Raw genomic sequence first — 19255 nt, forward strand, 5'->3', positions numbered from 1 at the left:
GACCTCGAACACCCCGTTCACTCCCTCTCCGAAAACCGCGGGCGCCCGCACTCCGGACGCGCCGTTCACTCCCTCTCCAGCAGCGCCACCGGCCGGGTCGCGAGCAGGTGGCCGAGGGAGATCCGCCCGGTGTGCCGTACGCCGGACAGCAGGTCGTGCCACGAGCCGGGCGGCAGCGTGAGCATCTCGTCCCCCCAGCCGCCGCGCCGCTCCAGGCCGACCGGGAGCCGGGTGACGACGGCCACGGCGCGGTCACCGCGGGCGAAGGCCACGGCGTGCTCCCCGGCCTCCATCGGGACGTACGGCAGGGCGGGGTCCAGCCTCCGGCGCAGGTTCAGCGCCTCGCGGGTGACGGCCAGCTTGGCGGCGTCCCAGTCCGAGGCCCCCTCCACCTCCCCGGCCAGCATCCGGCGGCGCAGCGCGAAGTCGACCGGGCGGCGGTTGTCCGGGTCCACCAGGGAGAAGTCGGTGATCTCGTTGCCCCAGTAGACGTCGGGCACGCCGGGCAGCATGAGCTGGACGAGCTTCTGGCTGAGGGAGTTGGACCGGGCGTGGGGCTCGATCCGGGCGGCGAACCGCGCGACGGACTCGCCGCACTCCTCGATCGCCCGGTGGACGAAGTCGCGCAGGCCCTTCTCGTAGGCCGGGTCGGGCGTGGCCCAGGAGATCGCGGTCTTGGCCTCCCTGGCCGCCTTGAACAGGTACTCGAAGAACCTCTCCTCGCTGATCGGCCAGGCCGCCATGAGGTTCTGCCAGGCCAGATGGTCGAGCGACGGGTCGAAGGAGACCCGGTCCGACCAGTCCGCGACCGCCGCCGCCCACTCCTCGGGGATCTCCGACAGCACGGCCAGCCGGGCGCGGACGTCCTCGGAACGCTTGGTGTCGTGCGTGGACAGCGTCGTCATCGTGCCGGGCTGGAGCTCCCGGCAGAAGTCGTGGAAGGCTGCGACGGTCCCGCCGAACCGGTCGGGCTCCCCGCCCACCTCGTTCAGGCAGGACAGCGGGTACCACCGGTACAGCGCGGTGTCCTCCACGCCCTTGGCCATCACCGGCCCGCAGAGCTGCTGGAAGCGCACGACCGCCTCCGGCGGGCCGTTGAGGACCTTCTCGACGACCTCCTCCACGGGAGCGCCCTCGGGCAGATGGGCCGCGGCGATCTTCCCGGCCTCCTCGACGATCGCGGCGGAGGCGGCCGGGACGGGCTCCCCGGGCACCACGTAGGCCCGGTAGACCGGCATCGCGACCAGCAGTTCCACCAGCGTCTCGCGGTCCGCGCCGAGCAGCGCGTTCAGGCGGTCCACCTCGGCGCGGAAGAACAGGTCGATGACGTGCCGCTTGGACCGCCTGACCACCTCGGCGTAGTCGCGCGGCACGCCGGTGCGGGCGGTGAACAGCTCGGTCAGCGGCTCGGCCCCCGCCGGGTCGACGAACAGCCCGGTGATCCGGTTGAGCACGTCGTAGCCGGTGGTGCCGTCGCAGTCCCAGTCGGCGGGCAGCCGCTCCTCCCCCACCAGGATCTTCTCGGCGACCGTCCACACCCCCGACTCGCGGCGCAGCCGCGCCAGGTAGCCGCGCGGGTCGGCCAGCCCGTCGGGGTGGTCCACCCGCAGCCCCTGGACGAGGCCCTCTCGCACCAGGCCGAGGATCACCTCGTGCGTGGCCTCGAACACCTCGGGGTCCTCCACCCGCAGCCCGATCAGCGAGGAGACGTCGAAGAACCGCCGGTAGCCGGGGCCCTGGCGCCAGTCGACCAGCCGGTAGTGGGTGTCGGGCAGCGGGAAGACGTGGTCGTGGTAGCGCAGCACGTCGCCGTCGGGGGCCGGCTCGACGTCGTCGCCGAGCACGGGCATCGCGACCCTGCCGTCGCTCCAGTCGATGTCGAACCACCGCCCGTACGGCGAGGCCCGCCCCTCCTTGAGCACCGACCACAGCGCCGGGTTGCCCGGCTCCGGGACCGGGACCGTCATGTGGTTGGGCACGATGTCCACCACGATGCCGATGCCGTGCCCGGCCAGCGTCGCCGCCATCGCCCGCAGCCCGTCGATCCCGCCGAACTCCTCGCGGATCCTGGAGTGGTCGGTCACGTCGTAGCCGTGCCGCGAGGGCGGGTCGGCCTGCAGGATCGGCGACAGGTAGACGTGATCGACCCCCAGGTCCCTCAGGTAGGGGGCCAGGGCCGCCACGTCGGCGAAGCCGAAGTCGGGGGTGAGCTGGATCCGGTAGGTGGAGCGGGGGGCCGCGGGCCCGGCCACGGCGGGCGCGGGCGCGGCGGACGCGGAGGAGACGGTGGGGTCAGACACGGCGCAGCACCCTCACCGACCGTCCGGTCACCGGCACCTCTTCCCCGGCCCGGCAGATCCGGGTGTCCACCGTGATCGGCATGGCCGTGTCGATCTCTGTCATCCACATCTCCCCGTAGTCCTTGGGAATGGTGAACTCGATGACATCGTGGTGGGCGTTGAACAGCAGCAGGAACGAGTCGTCCCTGGTCCGCCGCCCCCGCCGGTCGGGCTCGGTGATGGCGTCGCCGTTCAGGAAGACCGCCAGCGACCTGGCGTATCCCACGTTCCAGTCGGCGTCGGTCATCTTCTCACCCAGCGGGGTGAACCACTCGATGTCGCTGAGGCTGTCGCCCGAGCCGCGCACCGGCCGGCCGTAGAAGAAGCGGCGGCGGCGGAACACCGGGTGACCGGCGCGGAGCCTGGCCAGCTTCTGGGTGAACTCCAGCAGCAGCCAGTTCTCCCGGACGTCCGACCAGTCGACCCAGCTCAGCTCGTTGTCCTGGCAGTAGACGTTGTTGTTGCCCCGCTGCGTGCGCCCCAGCTCGTCGCCGTGGGAGATCATCGGCACGCCCTGGGACAGGAACAGCGTGGTCAGGAAGTTGCGTTTCTGCTGCTCGCGCAGCGACTCGACGTCCAGCGAGGCCGGCCCCTCCGCGCCGCAGTTCCACGACCGGTTGTCGTCGGTGCCGTCTCGGTTGTGCTCGCCGTTGGCCTCGTTGTGCTTGCCGTTGTAGGACACCAGGTCCTGCAGGGTGAACCCGTCGTGGCAGGTCACGAAGTTGATCGAGGCGGCCGGGCGGCGGCTGTCGTCCTGGTAGAGGTCGCTGGAGCCGGTCAGCCGGGAGGCGAACTCCGGCAGCGCGGCCGGCTCGCCCCGCCACAGGTCGCGGATCGTGTCGCGGTAGCGGCCGTTCCACTCGGTCCACCGGGCCGGGAAGTTGCCGACCTGGTAGCCGCCCGGCCCGACGTCCCACGGCTCGGCGATCAGCTTGACCCGCGACAGCACCGGGTCCTGCTGCACCAGGTCGAAGAAGGCGCTCAGCCGGTCCACCTCGTGCAGCTCGCGCGCCAGGGTCGCGGCCAGGTCGAACCGGAACCCGTCCACGTGCATCTCGGTGACCCAGTAGCGCAGCGAGTCCATGATCATCTGTAGCGCGTGCGGGGACCGCATGAACAGGCTGTTGCCGGTGCCCGTGGTGTCCATGTAGTAGCGCTTGTCGTCGTCGACGAGCCGGTAGTAGGCGGCGTTGTCGATGCCGCGCATGCTCAGCGTCGGACCCAGGTGGTTGCCCTCGGCGGTGTGGTTGTAGACCACGTCGAGGATCACCTCGATGTTCGCCTCGTGCAGCGCCTTGACCATGGCCTTGAACTCCATCACCTGGCCGCCGCGCTGGCCGGTGCTGGAGTAGGCGTTGTGCGGGGCGAAGAACCCGATGGTGTTGTAGCCCCAATAGTTCGTCAGGCCCCGGTCCATCAGGATGTGGTCGGTGACGAACTGGTGCACCGGCATGAGCTCCAGCGCCGTCACGCCCAGCCCGGTGAGGTGGTCGATGATCTCCGGATGGCCGAGGGCCGCGTACGTGCCCCGGATCCGCTCCGGGATCTTCGGGTGGTTGACGGTCAGGCCCTTGACGTGCGCCTCGTAGATCACCGTGTCGTGGTACGGCGTCGCCGGCGGCCGGTCGTGGCCCCACCCGAAGAAGGGGTTGATGACGACCGACTTCGGCATGAACGGCGCCGAGTCCGCGTCGTTGCGGCTGTCGGGCTGGCCGAAGCGGTAGCCGTAGACCGCCTCGTCCCATTTGACGTCCCCGTCGATCGCCTTGGCGTACGGGTCCAACAGGAGCTTGGCGGGGTTGCACCGCTGCCCGCTCGCCGGGTCGTAGGGCCCGTGGACGCGGTAGCCGTACCGCTGCCCGGGGGAGACGCCCGGCAGGTACCCGTGCCAGACGTGCCCCTCGACCTCGGTGAGGGCGACCCGGGTCTCCTCGCCGTCGTCGTCGAACAGGCAAAGCTCGACGCGCTCGGCGACCTCGGTGAAAAGCGCGAAGTTAGTGCCCGCGCCGTCGTATGTGGCCCCCAGGGGGTACGGGTCCCCCGGCCAGATCTCAATCATCACACCGCCCCTTCAGCGGTGGGAAGACATGCCCTGTCTTTCCCAGGTCATGCACGCATTTCCCACCCTTGTCACTTTGACGTCCTCCCCCGTCCGGAAAGACGGGGGATTCCACTCCGCCTCCTACGCGATGAGGAGAGCGAGCCGAGGTTCGCGGTGCACCGGCCCGGTGACCCGGGGCCCTTCCCGCGCGGCCACGGCATGCCCTGCCGCGTGTGCGATGTTGCGTGCGGCGTTCACATCGGCATGCCCGGCGTGCCCGGCGTGATGGCAGGAGCGGCACCGGAAGCGCGCTTGGCTCTCACGCGCCCTCCGGTCCACGAACCCGCACGCCGAACAGCGCCGACCGGTGAACGCCGGATCGACCCGGATGACCCGGCCGGGGGCCTTGTCCTCCAGGCGGGTCACCAGCAGGCCCCAGCCGCCTGCGGGGATGCCGCGGTTCAGCCCGGCCTTCTGCCGCACCCCGCGGCCCGGCTTCTCGGCCGTGCCGCGGGCCGAGCGGGTCATCGCGACGATCTTGAGGTCCTCGACCGCGAGGTTCCACACGTACCGGGCGTGGCGGCAGTGCTCGGCCAGCGCCGCCTCCTGAGCGGGGGTGGGCCGCAGCCGGTAACGGGACACGCCCGGAACATTACCGAACGTCATCGGTTGAACACCGAAATCCCCGTGTCCGGCTGTGCCGCGTTTCCCCTCACCCTGCAGGGCCATGTGGGGTACGCCGCACGCGGCGTCCGGGGCCCCTACGCGTTCCGGACCGGTGTGGAGACGTCCACGACCAGGCCGTTCGGGTCGAGCACCATGAAGCCGCGCTGGCCGTAGAACCGGTTACGCGGCGGGGAGACGATCCGGCAGCCCATCCTGCGGGCCCGCTCGTGGACCGCGTCGACGTCGTCGACCACGAACGTCAGGATCGTGCCCGCCGGGGAGTCGCGGTGGGCCTCCGGGACCAGCTCGTGGTCCCGCCGCCAGATCCCCACCTCCAGGGAGGGCTCGTCGGGCGGCGAGAGCTGCACGTACCAGTCCTCGTCGAAGTTGACCTTCAGGTCCAGCAGCCGGGCGAAGAAGTCCCTGGTCTCCGGTAGCCGGTCGGACAGGATGTTGGTCACCACGCGGTTGACGGTCATACGCGTCCCTCCAGGGTCGGATCGGTGAAGACGATGCGCGAGCCGTCCCTACGTGTTCCCCCTGTGGGCAGGCTAAGGCGTGGTTTTCCGTACGGGCGCGTTCCGGCCCGGTGTGTCGCGCCCGGCCGTCCGCCCCCGGCCGGGCTCACCCGGCGGCGCGGCCCCCGGGCGCGGGTACGGCTCAGGACTCGGGTACGGGTCCGGGCGTGGGCCCGGCTCCGGGCGCGGCTCCGGGCGCGGCTCCGGGCACGGGTACGGCGAGCCGGTCGCGCAGGGAGCGCAGGGCCGGCTCGTACCCGCGCAGGCCCGCCGCGGCGACGAACTCCCCGGCCGCCCGCAGGTGCGCCCCGGCCCGCTCCCGGTCGCCCGCGAGCAGCGCGAGCCGCGCCAGGCACAGGTCCGCGACCGACCAGCCCACCAGCCGGCCGGCGTCCGGGGCGAGCCTGCCGTACAGGTCCCGCCCGGCGTCCGCCTCGCCGAGCACCAGGCAGAGCTCGGCGGCGGCGTCCGCCGTGAACCGGTGGGCCAGGCCGGGGCCCAGCACCGCGAACCCGTCCCGGGCCAGGCCGGCGAAGACCTCGCGGGCCTCGCCGGTCCGGCCGAGGTCGGCCAGGGCCAGGCAGCGCAGCAGCAGCCAGGGCCACTGGCCGGGGCGCAGGGCGAGCATCTCACCGGCCACCGCCAGCGCCGCGGCGGGCTCGCCCCGCCCCCGCAGCGCCAGGAAACGGAAGACGCCGCCGCGCAGGCGGGCGTCGTCGCGGCCCAGCGCCCCCTGCGGGTGGGCCGCCGCCGACTCCTCGGCCGCGGCCAGGGCGTCGTCGGGGCGCCCGTCGAGATAGGCGTGGATCGCGGCCTGCCAGGCGGCCAGCGAGACCATCGAGGGCAGCCGGAGCCGCCCGGCCGTCTCCCTGAGCCAGGCCAGCGGTTCCGCGGCCCCGGCGATGCCGTCCCGGGCGACCCGCTCGACGTAGGCCGACTCCCGGCCCAGCCACTCCACGGCCAGGTCGCCGGTGCGGCGCCCGATCTCCACGATCTCCTCCGCCGCCGCCCGCCGGGCGTCGTGGTCCCGGCCGTGCCGGAGCACGATCACCAGGGCGACCAGCGCGTTGGCCAGGGCGCGGTCGTCGCCGGTACGGCGGGCCAGCCCTACCGCCTCCCACGCGAGCTCCGCGCTGCGCTCCACCGGCCGGGTCGCGAAACCGGTCGTCGCGGCGGCGGCCAGGAGCCGGGCCCGCCACGGCGAGTCCCCGGCCAGGCCGGAGCCGAGGACCCGCCCGACCCGCTCGGCGAGCCGGTCGATGCCGGTCATCTCCTCGTACATGGCCAGGTGGATCGGGTCGGAGAAACCCAGCACCGCCCTGGCCAGCCGGCTGCCGTCGTCGAGCCGCTCGGCGATCCCGGCGGCGGCCTCCAGGGAGGCGTGGGCCTCGATGCTCATCCCCGCCGCCACCTGCGCCTCGGCCAGATCGAGCAGCAGGTCGCAGCGCAGGGCGTCGTCGGGCGCCGGACGGCCGCCGGCCACGGTGAGCGCCAGTTCCAGCAGCTCCGCCGCGTCCTCCGGGGCGAACTGCGCCATCGCCTGGGCCGCGGCGCGGCGGGTGTGGCCGACGGCCTTGCCCGCCGTACGGTCGTTGACGACGCTCTCCCGGTAGTGGTGCGCGATCTCCGTCAGGCGGGTCGGGCTCCGCCGCTCCAGCACCTCCGCGATCCGGCCGTGCAGGCGGCGGCGCCGCAGCGGCGGCAGGCCGTCGCGCAGCGTGTCACGGACGATGTCGTGGACGAACCGGCAGGACGGCCCGTCGCCCTCGGCCAGCAGCCGGGCCCGGACGGCGGCGTCGAGGATGTCCAGCACCCGCTCCTCGGGCACCTCCGACACCGCCACCAGGACGTCCGCCTCCACCTCCCGGCCGACCAGGGCCGCGACGGTCAGCACCTCCTCGGTGTCCGGCGGCAGACCGGCCAGCCGGCCGCGCACCACGTCCGCCAGCTCCTGCGGCGCCCGCCCGAGGCGCAGCACCTCGCCCAGGAAGAACGGGTTGCCCGCGGTCAGCCTGCCCATCTCGGCGGCCCGGTCCGGGTCGGCCCCGGCGCCGGCGAGGTAGGCGCGAACCTCGGCCTCCCCCAGCCCCCGCAGCGCCAGCCGCCGCACGTTCGGCAGCCGCGTCAGCGCGCCGAGCGCCTGCGCGAGCGGGCCGCCGGGCCGCACGTCGGTGTCGCGGTAGGTCGCCACCACGGTCAGCCCCGGGCAGAGCCGGGTGGAGGCCAGGAACTCCAGCAGCCGCAGCGAGGACGCGTCCGCCCACTGCAGGTCGTCGAGGACGACCAGGACGCGGCCGTGCCCGTCGATCAGCCGGGCGAACGCCTCGTACCGCTGGAACTGGCCGGTCCCGGCGGGCAACGTTGATCCGGCGGGCTGGGGATGCGCGGTTCCGGCGGGCGCCGACGGAAGCCGCCCGGTCCCGTCGTCTCCATCCCCGGTCCCGTCCCCGTCCGCCAGATCCCGTACGGCCTGCGTCCACGGCCAGAACGGCGGCGCGCCGACCCCGTCCCAGCAGCGGCCCCACGCCACCCGGTGCCCCCGCGCCCGCGCCGTCCCGGCCGCCCGCTCGGCGAGGCTGGTCTTGCCGATCCCCGGTTCCCCGGCCAGCAGCACCACCCGGTGCCCGTCCCCGGTGACCGTCTCCTCCAGCGCCCCGATCTCGGCGTCCCGGCCGACCAGCCGGGTCTGCGGCTCGGTGAGGGTCGTCGCCGGGACCCGGGAGGTGGTCGCCGTGGTTCGGGGGGTCGTCACCGCCGGGGCCCGGGGGGTCGTCGCCGTGGTTCGGGGGGTCGTCGCCGGGGCCCGGGGGGTGAGGGAGGGGTCCTGGGCGAGGATGCGCCGCTCCATCTCCCGGGACCGGGGATCGGGATCCAGCCCCATCTCCTCCACCAGCAGACGGCGGCCCTCGGCGAGCACGGCCAGCGCGTCCGCCTGCCGCCCGGCCTGGTAGAGCGCGTGGGCGCCGAGGGCGCGCAGCCGTTCCCGGAACGGGTGCGCGGCCACCAGCCGGGTGAGGCCGCCGCTCAGCGCCGCGCCCCGGCCGAGGGCGAGCTCGGCCTCGGCCGCGTCCTCCTCCAGCGCCAGCCGGAACTCGGTCAGGCGGGTGATCTCGTCCGCCGCCCAGCCGTCGGCCCCGAAGTCCGCCAGCGGCTCCCCGCGCCACTCCCCCAGCGCCGAGCGGAACCTCCGCGCCGCGTCCTCGTGGTCGCCCTCGCCCAGCGCGCGCCGCCCCTCGGCGGCCTGCTCACGCGCCCTGCCCAGGTCGATCCGGGCCGCCGGGACGTCCAGGGCGTAACCGCCGGCCCTGCTGACCAGGACCCGGGGCGGCACCCTGCGCGGCCTGCCGGGCTCGAACGCGCGGCGGAGCTTGGAGATGTACGCCTGGAGGGTGTTGACCGCCCCGGGCGGCGGGCCGCCCTCCCAGAGCGCGTCGATCAGCCGGGCCGGGGACACCGGGCGGGGCGCGGCGAGCACGCACAGGGCCAGTACGGCCCGCTGCTGGTGGGGCCCGATGGCCAGCGGCGTCCCGTCGTCGGCCGTCACACCGACCGGCCCCAGCACGCGAAATTCCATCGGTCACCTCTTCATGGATCGGGCCGATAGTAGTGGACGGTCTAGTCCGGATTCGCGGGACTTTCAGGGGGTTTACCGGATCGGAGCGACCACTGCGGCAAGGGCTTTCTGACGTTTGCCGCGTGACGCCCGGGTAGTTCCGAGCGGTCTCACGAGTGGAGGACGCGAGGATGAGCGGATTCAAGAAGTTCCTCATGCGAGGAAACCTCGTCGAACTGGCCGTCGCGGTCGTCGTCGGAGCCACCTTCAGCGGGCTGGTGCAGGCGCTGGTCAAGGATCTGATCACCCCGCTGCTCGCGGCGATCACCGGCGGCCGGGAGCCGGACTTCTCGCAGTACTACTTCATGGTCAACGGCGCGAAGTTCATGTACGGCGACTTCATCAACCACCTGCTGAGCTTCCTGATCATCGCCTCGGTGATCTACTGGCTGGTCGTGATGCCGATGACCCGGCTGATCTCCTTCTTCGACCGGGACAAGGCGGCGACCGAGAAGGAGTGCCCGGAGTGCCGCAGCGACATCCCGGTCGAGGCGAGCCGTTGCGCGTTCTGCACCGTGGAGCTGTCGGCGGTCCGCGCGGCCGACAAGCCGCCGGTCTGACGCCCGGCACGGGGCCGGGTGGTGTTCTGGTCCGGCCGGGTCCCGGATGGTGCTCGTCATCGGCCGTTTCCCCGGCTGTTTCCCCGGCCGGTCCTCGCCGGCCGGTGCGAGCCTTCGAGGACCGTGGCGCCGGTCCGGCCTGGCGGCCGTCTGTAGGACCATGGGACGGTGAGCTTCGAACTGGCCGTCTGGTACGAACCCGAACCGATCAGCAGGGAACGCGCGGAGCGCGTCCACCACGCGCTCCACCGTGGAGAGCCCGGCGCCGCCGAGCCGCATCCCCAGGTGACGGCGTTCGCCGCGCGACTGGCCGGGGCCGAGCAGGTCTCCCCGGAGTTCGCCCTGGTCACCGTGGAACCGGAGCGGGCCGACGAGGTGTCCGGCGAGGTCTTCGCCCTGGCCCGCGAGTGCGGGCTGGTCTGCTACGACCCGCAACGCGGGCTCGTCCACAACCTGGCGCCCCTGGGCGTCTACGCGGGCATGCAACTGCACACGGGCGACGGGATGATCGTCGTCGATCCCGACCTCGGGCTGGTCCACGACGCCCTGGGCACCCTGTCGCCGCAGAACCCGTTCACCGCGCTGGTCGTCTTCGGCTCGCACTTCATCCAGGTCTCTCCGGAGATCACCGGTTACGAGCTGGAGTACAAGGACAGCGGCCGGGACCTGATGCTCCGCACCCACGTGCCCGACCCGGAGGCGGTCCGCACCGCCTTCGCCGAGTACGCCACGGGCGGGCGCGACTTCCTGGAACGGCACGACTGGGAACGGGTCTGACACTTCTTCAGCGGGTCCCGTGCTTTGGGCGCGGGTTCTTCGCGTCGTGGGGCGTTTCCCCAGGGTTGGGCGGGTCGGTGGTTGCCGGGTCGGCTGTACGCGCTGCGGTGAGTGTTCCGGCCGGGGCTTCTCCCGCTTGGGGGCGTCTCCCTGGGGTTGGGCGGGTCGGTGGTTACCGGGTCGGTCATTGGTGCGCGCTGCGGTGGGTGGGTGTTCCGGCCGGCATTGTGGTTGCCGTCTGGTTCCGGCCGGCCTTCGGCCTGGTCTCGGGCGCGGTGGTTGCCGGCGTTTTGAAGCCGGCCGGAACACCCGCCCGCCTCCGCGCCAAGACTGCTTCGGCCGTACGGCCCGCTCGCCGTAGTCGCTCTCTTGCGGGCTGCCCATGGTTCCCGCCGTCGCTGAAGCGACCCGCTGCTCCCGGCTCAGGGCGGGCCGCCGTGGCCTTGCGGCCACACTGACAGGGGAGAGCGCAGGGCCGGACGCCGTAGCCTCTCCCTTCCGGACCGCTCACGGCCCCCGCCACAGCCACTCCTTTCGGGTCGTTCGCGGCCCCCGGCTTCTCCCTTCCGGGCCGCTCACGGTCCCCGCCGCAGCCACTCCTTTCGGGTTGCTCGTGATCCTCGGCCTCTCCCTTTCGGGTTGCTCGTGGTCCTCGTCGTGGGGAGCGCCTCCCATGAGGATCGCCCTCCCCACGGGAAACAAGGTTCGGGGAGCGGAGTGGCAGGGGAGCAAGGTGGCGGGCGGGGGCGGCTTGCCTCAGGTCACTGTTCGGTCGGCTTGGGCGGTCACCGGGAGTCCCTGTCGATCAGGTGGTCGAGGAGGACCTGGCCGATGTCCGCGAGTTGCCGCAGCTGTTCAGGGGTCAGCAGGTCGATCAGGTGCTCACGGACGCTCTCCGTATGCCGCGGGGCCGCGACCCGGAGCGCGTCGAGCCCCTCGTTAGTGAGGACGGCCAGCCAGCCGCGCCGGTCGCCGGTGTGGTGCTGCCTGCGCACCCAGCCCTTCTGTTCGAGCTTGTTGATCGCGTGGGAGATGCGGCTGGGTTTGGAGTTGGTCCAATGCGCCAGCTCGCTCATGCGCATGGTGCGCTCGGGCGCCTCCGAGAGCAGGACCAGCAGTTCGTAGTAGGTGGGTGGCATGTCGGCCGCGGCCAGCAGGTCACGTTCCAGGCGGTCGGTCAGCAGGCGGGTGGCCAGGCCGAAGGTCCGCCAGGCGTGCTGCTCCTCGTCGTTGAGCCATCGGGTCACAGAAGTCACCCTACTGGAATGTTGCGTACTGAAGTAAGTGGCGATAGTGTCGCGCCGAATCTTACAGCGCTGAAATAAATGCGGATGGAGTCATCATGTTCCCCAGCCGGCTCACCGGTGCCTACACCATCGACCCCGCCCACAGCCGCTTCGGCTTCGTCGCCCGTCACGCCATGGTGACCAAGGTGCGCGGCAGCATCCCCGTCCACGAGGCCACCACCTCCCTGGACGCCGCCAATCCCGCCGCTTCCACGGTCCACGTGGTGCTCGACGTGGCCGGGATCCAGACCGGCAGCCAGATCCGTGACGGCCACCTGCGCACCGGCGACTTCCTGGACGCCGCCACCCACCCCCACATCACCTTCGACTCCACCGCCGTCAAGCACGTGGACGGCGACGGGTTCGAGGTCACCGGACAGCTCACGATCCGGGGCGTGACCCGGCAGATCACCTTCCCCCTGGAGTACACCGGCACCGCCGTCGACGCTCAGGGCCTGACCCGGGTCGGCTTCGAGGGCAGTACGGTGATCAACCGCAAGGACTTCGGCATCACCTACAACGCGGCCCTGGAGACCGGCGGCGTGATGATCTCCGACAAGATCACGCTTGAGTTCGACCTGTCCGCCGTCAAGACCACCCAGGCCTGATCCGCCGCCCTCCATGTGGAGCGTCACCCGCCGGACCGGGAACCGGCCCCGGCTCCCGGGAGCCGGGGCCGGTACAGGGTGGCTGAATCGTCGCATCGAGCCCTCTCGTCAGCGGGTTCCGAAGGGAGATCGGGGCTCGAGAGACGGAGCGCGGGAGGGCGATCATGAACGTTTCCGACAAATTTTGGCCCGTCATCTTCGTCGATCGTCCCACCCGACCGGTGGGCCGTCGTTCTGGCAGCGTGGAGTCCGGCTCGGGACGCGCGGCTTCCAAAGTGGTGTCTCCGCGTCTCCACGGTGAAGGGGGCATTGATGGCGGACGGCAGAACCGACGTGGTGGTCACGGGGCTGGGCGCGACGACGCCGGTGGGGGGTGACGTGGCATCCGCCTGGGCCGCCCTGCTGGCGGGGCGGTCGGGCATCGGGCTCATCGAGGAGGAGTGGGCGGACGGCCTGCCGGTGCGGATCGCGGGCCGGCTGCGGGTGGAGCCCACCGAGGTGCTGGACCGGGTTCAGGCCCGGCGGCTGGACCGCTGCCAGCAGATCGCCCTGGTCGCCGCGCGTGAGGCGTGGGCCGACGCCGGAGCCCCGGAGACGGACCCCGAGCGCCTGGCCGTGGTCGTGGGCACCGGGGTCGGCGGGGTGCTGAGCACCCTCGCCCAGGACGAGGTCCGCAGGACCACGGGGGCGCGGCGGGTCTCGCCGTACACCGTCCCGATGCTGATGCCCAACGGTCCCGCCGCGGTGGTCAGCATGGAGTTCGGCGCCCGCGCGGGTGCCCACACCCCGGTGAGCGCCTGCGCCTCGGGGGCCGAGGCGATCGCGATGGGCCTGGACCTCATCCGGCTCGGCCGCGCCGACGTCGTCATCGCGGGTGGGGCCGAGGCGTGCGTCCACCCGCTCACCATCGCCGGCTTCGCCCAGGCCAAGGCGCTCTCCACCCGCAACGACGCGCCCGAGGAGGCGTCGCGGCCCTTCGACGCGGCACGGGACGGCTTCGTCCTCGGCGAGGGGGCCGCCCTCGTGGTGCTGGAGCGCGCGGAGTTCGCCGCGGCCCGCGGGGCCCGCGCGTACGCGGCGCTGGCCGGCGCGGGCGTCACGTCCGACGCCTACCACATCACCGCCGGCGACCCGGAGGGGCAGATGCGCGCCATCCGGGCGGCCCTGTCGTCCGCCGGGCTGAGCCCGCTCGACATCGACCACGTGCACGCCCACGCCACCTCCACCCCGCCCGGGGACGTGACCGAGGCCCGCTCCATCGCCGAGGCGATCGGGACGCACCCGGCGGTCACCGCGACCAAGTCGATGACCGGCCACATGTGCGGGGCCGCCGGGGCGATGGGGGCGATCTCCGCGATCCTCTCGATCCGCGACGGGGTGGTCCCGGCCGTCCGGAACCTGGACGACCTCGACCCCGAGGTCAAACTCGACGTGGTCATGGGCGGTCCCCGCCGGGGCCGGGTGTCGGCGGCGCTGGCCAACGCCTTCGGCTTCGGCGGCCACAACGCCTCCCTGATCCTCACCTCCCCCTGAACCCCGCTCCCCCGCCGCTCTCGCTCCCGGCGGTCGTATCAGGGGTGGTGACCATCGCGGGGACCGTACGGGTCCCCGCGGGAAGGCCCGAGGGGGCATGAGGCCCCGCACGGAGTAGGGGTGGGCAGGTGTCCGGTGACGAACGAGCCGGGAGGCACGCCCATCGCTTCGCGGAACTCTCCTGTCAGGTGCGACTGGTCGTAGTACCCCGCTTCGACGGCGAGCCTGGCCCACGAACCGGTACGGGCACGAGCGAGTACGGTTCGCAACCGATCGATGCGCGCGAAGCGCTTCGGTGACACGCCGACCGCTCTGTTGAAGAGATCGCGCAGGTGGCGTTCGCTGACGCCGAGCCGTCGTGCGATGGCGGGCACCGGCTCGGGTCGCGCACCGGTGCTCGCGGACAGTCCTGCGATCGCGGCCTGAACGAGGTCGCTTCGCGACAGATCGCCCGGTGCCGCGAGGGAGATGCGGGCCAGGAACTCCGCCTCGATCCGCTTGAGGACCGACATGTGATCGGGGCCGAGTCCGGCCAGTTCGTGAGCCAGACGATCACCCGGGGTTCCCCAGAGATCCCGTAACGGAACGGCTTGGTCGACAAGCTCACCGACCGGCACACCCAGCAGCAGCGAAGCCCGGCTCGGCCGGATACGGAGCCGAATGCCGAAGGGCACGTGCTTGCCTCGGTGGTACCGGGCATGGGTACGAGGACCGACGACCATCAGGTCGCCGTTCCGGTCGTCCAGTACGCGGAACACAAGTGCCGTGGATGCCTCCGGCGGATGCGTCAGGACTCCTTGATCAGCGCTGGCGGTCACACCCCGGATGTCGGACACCCAGGGCCGCAGAGCGCCTGGAACGGGTATCTCGTGACCCCACGTCGCACTCACGTGCTTCACGCTATCCGCCGTCGGAACGAACGACCCTGTCATGTGCTCGGTGCCGGAATCTCCTATTCGATCCGGGGCGACGCGCGGCAAGGTCTGGGGCATGATCCTGATCACCGGTGCCACGGGCACCATCGGCAGTGAGGTCCTCCGGCGGATCGCGGCGCGCGGCGAGGCGGTCCGCGCGTTGACACGAGACCCCTCACGTGCCCGGACACCGCCCGGCGTCGAGGTCGTGGCGGGCGACTTCGACGATCCGGCGTCGCTGGAGAGAGCGGTATCCGGGGTCGACGGCGTCTTCCTGGTGGCTCCGGGTGGGCCGTCCACCGAACGGTACGACCTGGCGGTACTGGCCGCGGCCCGATCAGCCGGGGTACGCAAGGTGGTGAAGCTCTCGTCGATCGGGGCCGATGCCACGGACGACCACTGGCATCGGACCGGAGAGCAGGCGGTGCGCGCCGGCGGCATGAGCTGGACGTTGCTGCGGCCGTCCGCCTTCGCCGGCAACGCGCTGCAATGGGCCGCGGCGGTGCGTGCCGACGAGCCCGTGCCGAACATGACGGGAACCGCGGCGCAGGGGGTCATCGACCCGCGCGACATCGCCGAGGTCGCGGTGGAAGCTCTCGTCTCGGCGAAGCACGAAGGACAGACCTACACGCTGACCGGCCCGGAACTGCTGAGCTTCCCCGACCAGATAGCCCGGCTGGAGGCGGCGCTGGGGCGCACGATCAAGACCGTTGACGTTCCGCTCGACGTGGTGCGCGAGCAGATGCTCGCCTCCGGAATGGACGGCGAGATGGTGGAGAGCAGGCTCAGGGGCCTCAAGATCATCCGGGACGGCGGCAACGCCGTCCTGACCGACGGAGTCGAACGCGCCCTCGGACGCCCACCCACCGACTTCGGCGCCTGGGTCCTGGACCACCTGGACGCCTTCGTCACGAACTGACCCGGAGCCCCCGCCAGGCCGGTCCGCGTTCGATTCGTCATGTGCGTGTCCTCTCATCCGGTGACGCGGCAGAAGAAGGCGGGCAGGCGGACATGGTGCGCGGGCCGGTCTTGAGGCGGCACGTCCGGGTCGGACCCTGAGCGTGGATGACGGATGTGGACATGGAGACGGGAAAAACACAGGCCATGGCAAATTTGTAGTCGACTTTAAATTTGCAGTGCGGTTAGAATCCAGCCATGACGGAGGGGTTGCGGGAGCGCAAGAAGCGGCAGACACGGCAGCGCATCTCTGAGGTGGCCACCGGCCTGTTCGTGGAGCGCGGCTTCGACCACGTCACCATCGCCGAGGTCGCCGCGGCGGCGGAGGTCTCGGTCAATACCGTCTACAACTACTTCGAAGCCAAGGAGGACCTCGTCCTGCCCCCGGAGGAGGCCTCCCCCCAACGGCTCGCCGACATCGTGCGCGCCCGCCCGCCCGGCGTGTCCGCCGCGCGGGCGGTGCTGGACCACCTGCGCGAGGAGGCCCGCCGCCGCGACCGCAGGCTCGGACTGACCAAGGGATTCGGCCGCTTCCTGGAGATGATGCGGGCCGCCCCCACGCTGACCGCCCGGCTGGAAGAGCTCGGCTCCCAGATGACCGACGCGCTCGCCGCCACACTCGCCGAGGAGACCGGGGCCGCGCGGGACGCCCCGCTCCCCCGCGTGGTGGCCTGGCAGCTCGGCTCCCTGCACTCCCTCGTGCTGCAGGAGATCGGCCGGCGCACCTCGGCGGGTCAGCGCCCCGACGTGATCGCCGAGGCCGTGCTGGAACTTCTCGACGCCGTCGAGGACGTACTCGGCGAACGCGTTCTCACCTATGCCATACGAAAGGACTGACCGTGTTCCGAGTGATGATCCGGGGCAAGTTCGTCGGCCTGGACGACGCCGGACGCGACGCCGTCCAGGCCGTCGGCGGTGCCGCCTTCACCGAGACGGGAGCCTTCACCCACGACGGGAGCTTCTCGGCCTTCACCTTCCGCTGCCAGGTGCCCGCGGACCCCGACGACGGTGAGCCCGAGGCCACCAGGAAGGCCATTGCGGCGCTGGACGCGCACGGCCACGCCTACCACCTCCTGAAGATCGCGGTGACGGACATGCGGCAGATCAAGATCCGCCAGAAGGGCCGCCGGTGAGCCGCCGCACGTCCGGTCCGTCTCACCGGACGCTGAGAGCTCACATGTGACCGGCCACGGCGCCCTCGACGGTGAGGGCGATGGCGCGCAGCCCCCGCCCCGGGGCGGAACGCTGAAACCGCACACGCCAGGGTTGACCGGCAGGTCATCGGGTGGTGAAGGCTCCGCCGTTGACGTGGATGGTCTGGCCGGTGATGTGCCGGGCGCCGGGGGAGGCGAGGAAGTACACCGTCTCGGCGATGTCGTACGGGGAGCCGGGCCGCTTGTTCTGCGCCTCCGCGATGAGCGCGGCGCGGCGTTCCTCGGTCATCCCGCCGCGGAAGAAGTCGGTGCCCTCGATGTACCCGGCGGAGATGACGTTGCTGGTGACGCCGTGGGGGCCGAGTTCGGCGGACAGGGAGGCGTTCCAGGCGGCGAGCGCGGCCTTGGCCGCCCCGTAGGAACCACCCCGGCGCTCGGCCCCGATCGACCCGATGCTGATGACGGAACCACCGGAGCCGAGCCTCTCCCGGACCGAGGCCGTGGTCAGCACCGCGCCGAGCAGGTTCTGGGCCAGGTCGGCCTGCCACTGGGCCAGTAGCGCCTCCAGGGGCGGAGCACCGTCGGGTACCGCGTCGGCCAGACCGCCGGCCGCGTTGACGAGGACGTCGAGCGTTCCGCCGATCCGGTCCGCCAGCGCCGCGACCTGCTCGGGCCGGGTCGCGTCGCAGACGACGCCGTGCACCCCGAGGTCCAGGGCGGTCTTCTCGACGAGATCGGCGCGCCGTCCGGTGACGAAGACCTCGGCCCGGTCTGCGGCGAACCTCTCGGCGACGGCCCGGCCGATGCCGCTGGTGCCTCCGGTGACGAGCACGGTGCGAGTCAAGGGTGCCTCCCCATCGCTGATACGTTTAGATCTAAACGTAACCGATGATCGAGGGAGTTAACACCATGGCGGACATGACGTCCATGGCCGGTGGTTCGGACCCCACCCATTCACCCTCGGAGATCGCGGCCGCCTGGCAGCGGGAGCGTCCTGGCACCCCGACCGGCTCGATCGAGATCGTCACTCCCATCTGGCGCCTGGCGAAGCTGTTCTCGGACGACCGCGTCAGAGTTCTGCGAGCCGCGGGGATCGACGCGGCGACCCTCGACCTGCTGTCCGTCATCCGCCGCTCCGGACCGCCCTACGCCCTCAGCACCCGCGAGCTCACGCGCCGGACGCTCGTGACCGCCGGTGCCATCTCCCAGCGGGTCGCCCGGGCCGAGCGCGAGGGGCTCGTACGGCGCGCGCCGGGAACGACCGGACGCCGCACCGTCATGGTTTCCCTGACGGACGAGGGCCACTCCCTCATCGAACGCTCCGTCGACGCGGTACTCGGCCGGGAGGCCATGCTGGTCAGCGGCCTGTCCGACTCCGAACGCGACCTGCTCGCCGGTTTGCTGGAGAAGCTGACGGCCGACGTCGGGCGGCGCCTGACCGACAGTCGGTAGGCTGCCTGCTCATGATCATCGAGCCACTCGCCGCCCCCCGGGACGGCGTGCTTCCGGAGCCGCTGCTCGCCGAGCTGACCGCCCTCCACTCCGCCAACCGTGAGTTCTTCGCCATCAGCGGCGACTTCCCCGACCCCGACGACATCCGGCCGGAGCAGATCTCGGCCTCGCTCTCCGAAGAGCTGGTGAACCCGGACACCGAGGTGCTGCTCTGCCGTACGGAGGCCGGTGGACCGCTCGCGGGCATCGCGATCACTCTGGCGCACCACCCGAACCCGGCCGACCCGGACCCGTGGATCGGCCTGCTGCTGATCGACGGCCGGATGCACCGCTCGGGGTACGGCCGGGCGCTGACGGGCGCCGTGGAGGAGCGCTTCCGGGCGGCGGGCCGGACGGCGGTCCGCCTCGCCGTACTCGACGCCAACACCAAGGGCCTCGCCTTCTGGAGCGCCCTGGGTTACGAGATCCTCGACCACCGCCCGGACCTCCAACACGGCCGCCCCTGCACGGTCATGCGCAAGAAGCTTTGAAAGCCCCCTCGACCTGCTTCCTCTCCGCTTTCTTGATCTCTGCGGGGAGTCGCTTCACACCCTACGGCGACACCATGAGCGCCCCGAGAGGTAGCCGACCACGGCGGAGTCCACGAGCGACCCGAAAGGAGTGGCTGCGGCGGGGACCGTGAGCGGCCCGGAAGGGAGAGGCTACGGCGTCCGGCCCTGCGCTCTCCCCTGTCAGTGTGGCCGCAAGGCCACGGCGGCCCGCCCTGAGCCGGGAGCAGCGGGTCGCTTCAGCGACGGCGGGAACCATGGGCAGCCCGCAAGAGAGCGACTACGGCGA

Annotated in this window: 17 protein-coding genes; 9 read left to right on the forward strand and 8 right to left on the reverse strand. The window is 72.0% G+C overall.

Translation table 11 applies throughout. From position 1 onward, the window contains the following. Positions 1-65: 65 nt before the first annotated feature. The 5 genes from treY to HDA43_RS08905 all read right to left on the reverse strand — a co-directional run bounded on the left by treY (position 66) and on the right by HDA43_RS08905 (position 9138). On the reverse strand, positions 66-2300 hold the full coding sequence (gene treY, locus HDA43_RS08885; RefSeq protein ID WP_312873123.1) for a malto-oligosyltrehalose synthase: 2235 nt from the start codon (positions 2298-2300) through the stop codon (positions 66-68). Further along, complete coding sequence (gene glgX, locus HDA43_RS08890) at positions 2293-4398, reverse strand: glycogen debranching protein GlgX (RefSeq protein ID WP_179819260.1); 2106 nt, start codon at positions 4396-4398, stop codon at positions 2293-2295. Before glgX ends, treY begins: the two co-directional genes overlap by 8 nt. A gap of 123 nt (positions 4399-4521) precedes the next feature. After that, complete coding sequence (locus HDA43_RS08895) at positions 4522-5022, reverse strand: zinc ribbon domain-containing protein (protein WP_179819261.1); 501 nt, start codon at positions 5020-5022, stop codon at positions 4522-4524. A 119-nt stretch (positions 5023-5141) separates the two neighbouring features. After that, positions 5142-5525 carry a VOC family protein gene (locus HDA43_RS08900; protein ID WP_179819262.1) on the reverse strand — a complete coding sequence of 128 codons (384 nt, stop codon included), beginning with the start codon at positions 5523-5525 and terminating at the stop codon, positions 5142-5144. Between the two features lie 181 nt (positions 5526-5706). After that, positions 5707-9138, reverse strand: a complete 3432-nt coding sequence (locus tag HDA43_RS08905; protein WP_179819263.1) for an ATP-binding protein — start codon at positions 9136-9138, stop codon at positions 5707-5709. 170 nt (positions 9139-9308) lie between these two features. Between HDA43_RS08905 and mscL the strand changes: the two genes are divergently transcribed. Both mscL and HDA43_RS08915 read left to right on the forward strand, forming a co-directional pair. Next, positions 9309-9737: a large conductance mechanosensitive channel protein MscL gene (gene mscL / locus HDA43_RS08910; protein WP_179819264.1), complete on the forward strand. Its 429-nt coding sequence runs from the start codon at positions 9309-9311 to the stop codon at positions 9735-9737. Positions 9738-9905: 168 nt separating this feature from the next. After that, a complete protein-coding gene (locus HDA43_RS08915; RefSeq protein WP_179819265.1) occupies positions 9906-10514 on the forward strand; it encodes a hypothetical protein in 609 nt (202 codons plus the stop codon). A gap of 785 nt (positions 10515-11299) precedes the next feature. Here HDA43_RS08915 and HDA43_RS08920 read toward each other — a convergent pair. Next, a complete protein-coding gene (locus HDA43_RS08920; RefSeq protein WP_312873125.1) occupies positions 11300-11761 on the reverse strand; it encodes a MarR family winged helix-turn-helix transcriptional regulator in 462 nt (153 codons plus the stop codon). A gap of 95 nt (positions 11762-11856) precedes the next feature. Between HDA43_RS08920 and HDA43_RS08925 the strand changes: the two genes are divergently transcribed. Together HDA43_RS08925 and HDA43_RS08930 are read left to right on the forward strand one after the other, a co-directional pair. Further along, positions 11857-12408 (forward strand): YceI family protein, encoded by a 552-nt coding sequence (locus tag HDA43_RS08925; RefSeq protein WP_179819267.1) that lies wholly within the window; start codon positions 11857-11859, stop codon positions 12406-12408. Positions 12409-12720: 312 nt separating this feature from the next. Beyond that, positions 12721-13941 (forward strand): beta-ketoacyl-[acyl-carrier-protein] synthase family protein, encoded by a 1221-nt coding sequence (locus HDA43_RS08930; protein WP_179819268.1) that lies wholly within the window; start codon positions 12721-12723, stop codon positions 13939-13941. Positions 13942-13979: 38 nt separating this feature from the next. On the opposite strand, the gene HDA43_RS36350 is transcribed toward HDA43_RS08930, so the two are convergent. After that, on the reverse strand, positions 13980-14759 hold the full coding sequence (locus HDA43_RS36350; protein ID WP_218911657.1) for a helix-turn-helix domain-containing protein: 780 nt from the start codon (positions 14757-14759) through the stop codon (positions 13980-13982). Between the two features lie 172 nt (positions 14760-14931). On the opposite strand from HDA43_RS36350, the gene HDA43_RS08940 reads away from it, so the two are divergent. From HDA43_RS08940 to HDA43_RS08950, 3 genes are all read left to right on the forward strand, one after another. Further along, positions 14932-15774 carry an SDR family oxidoreductase gene (locus HDA43_RS08940; RefSeq protein ID WP_179819269.1) on the forward strand — a complete coding sequence of 281 codons (843 nt, stop codon included), beginning with the start codon at positions 14932-14934 and terminating at the stop codon, positions 15772-15774. Positions 15775-16010: 236 nt separating this feature from the next. After that, positions 16011-16649, forward strand: coding sequence for a TetR/AcrR family transcriptional regulator (locus HDA43_RS08945; RefSeq protein ID WP_179819270.1), 639 nt, complete (start codon positions 16011-16013; stop codon positions 16647-16649). A gap of 2 nt (positions 16650-16651) precedes the next feature. Continuing rightward, positions 16652-16945, forward strand: coding sequence for a DUF6204 family protein (locus HDA43_RS08950; protein WP_179819271.1), 294 nt, complete (start codon positions 16652-16654; stop codon positions 16943-16945). Positions 16946-17090: 145 nt separating this feature from the next. On the opposite strand, the gene HDA43_RS08955 is transcribed toward HDA43_RS08950, so the two are convergent. After that, positions 17091-17810, reverse strand: coding sequence for an SDR family NAD(P)-dependent oxidoreductase (locus HDA43_RS08955; RefSeq protein ID WP_179819272.1), 720 nt, complete (start codon positions 17808-17810; stop codon positions 17091-17093). Positions 17811-17854: 44 nt separating this feature from the next. Here HDA43_RS08955 and HDA43_RS08960 point away from each other — a divergent pair, with 44 nt between their 5' ends. Continuing rightward, the gene (locus HDA43_RS08960) at positions 17855-18418 is read left to right on the forward strand and encodes a MarR family winged helix-turn-helix transcriptional regulator (RefSeq protein WP_246423930.1); all 564 of its coding nucleotides are present in this window, start codon (positions 17855-17857) and stop codon (positions 18416-18418) included. Between the two features lie 11 nt (positions 18419-18429). Next, positions 18430-18948, forward strand: a complete 519-nt coding sequence (locus HDA43_RS08965; protein ID WP_179819273.1) for a GNAT family N-acetyltransferase — start codon at positions 18430-18432, stop codon at positions 18946-18948. Positions 18949-19255 lie beyond the last annotated feature (307 nt).

The sequence above is a fragment of the Streptosporangium sandarakinum genome (assembly GCF_013409935.1).
Lineage (GTDB): Bacteria > Actinomycetota > Actinomycetes > Streptosporangiales > Streptosporangiaceae > Streptosporangium > Streptosporangium nondiastaticum.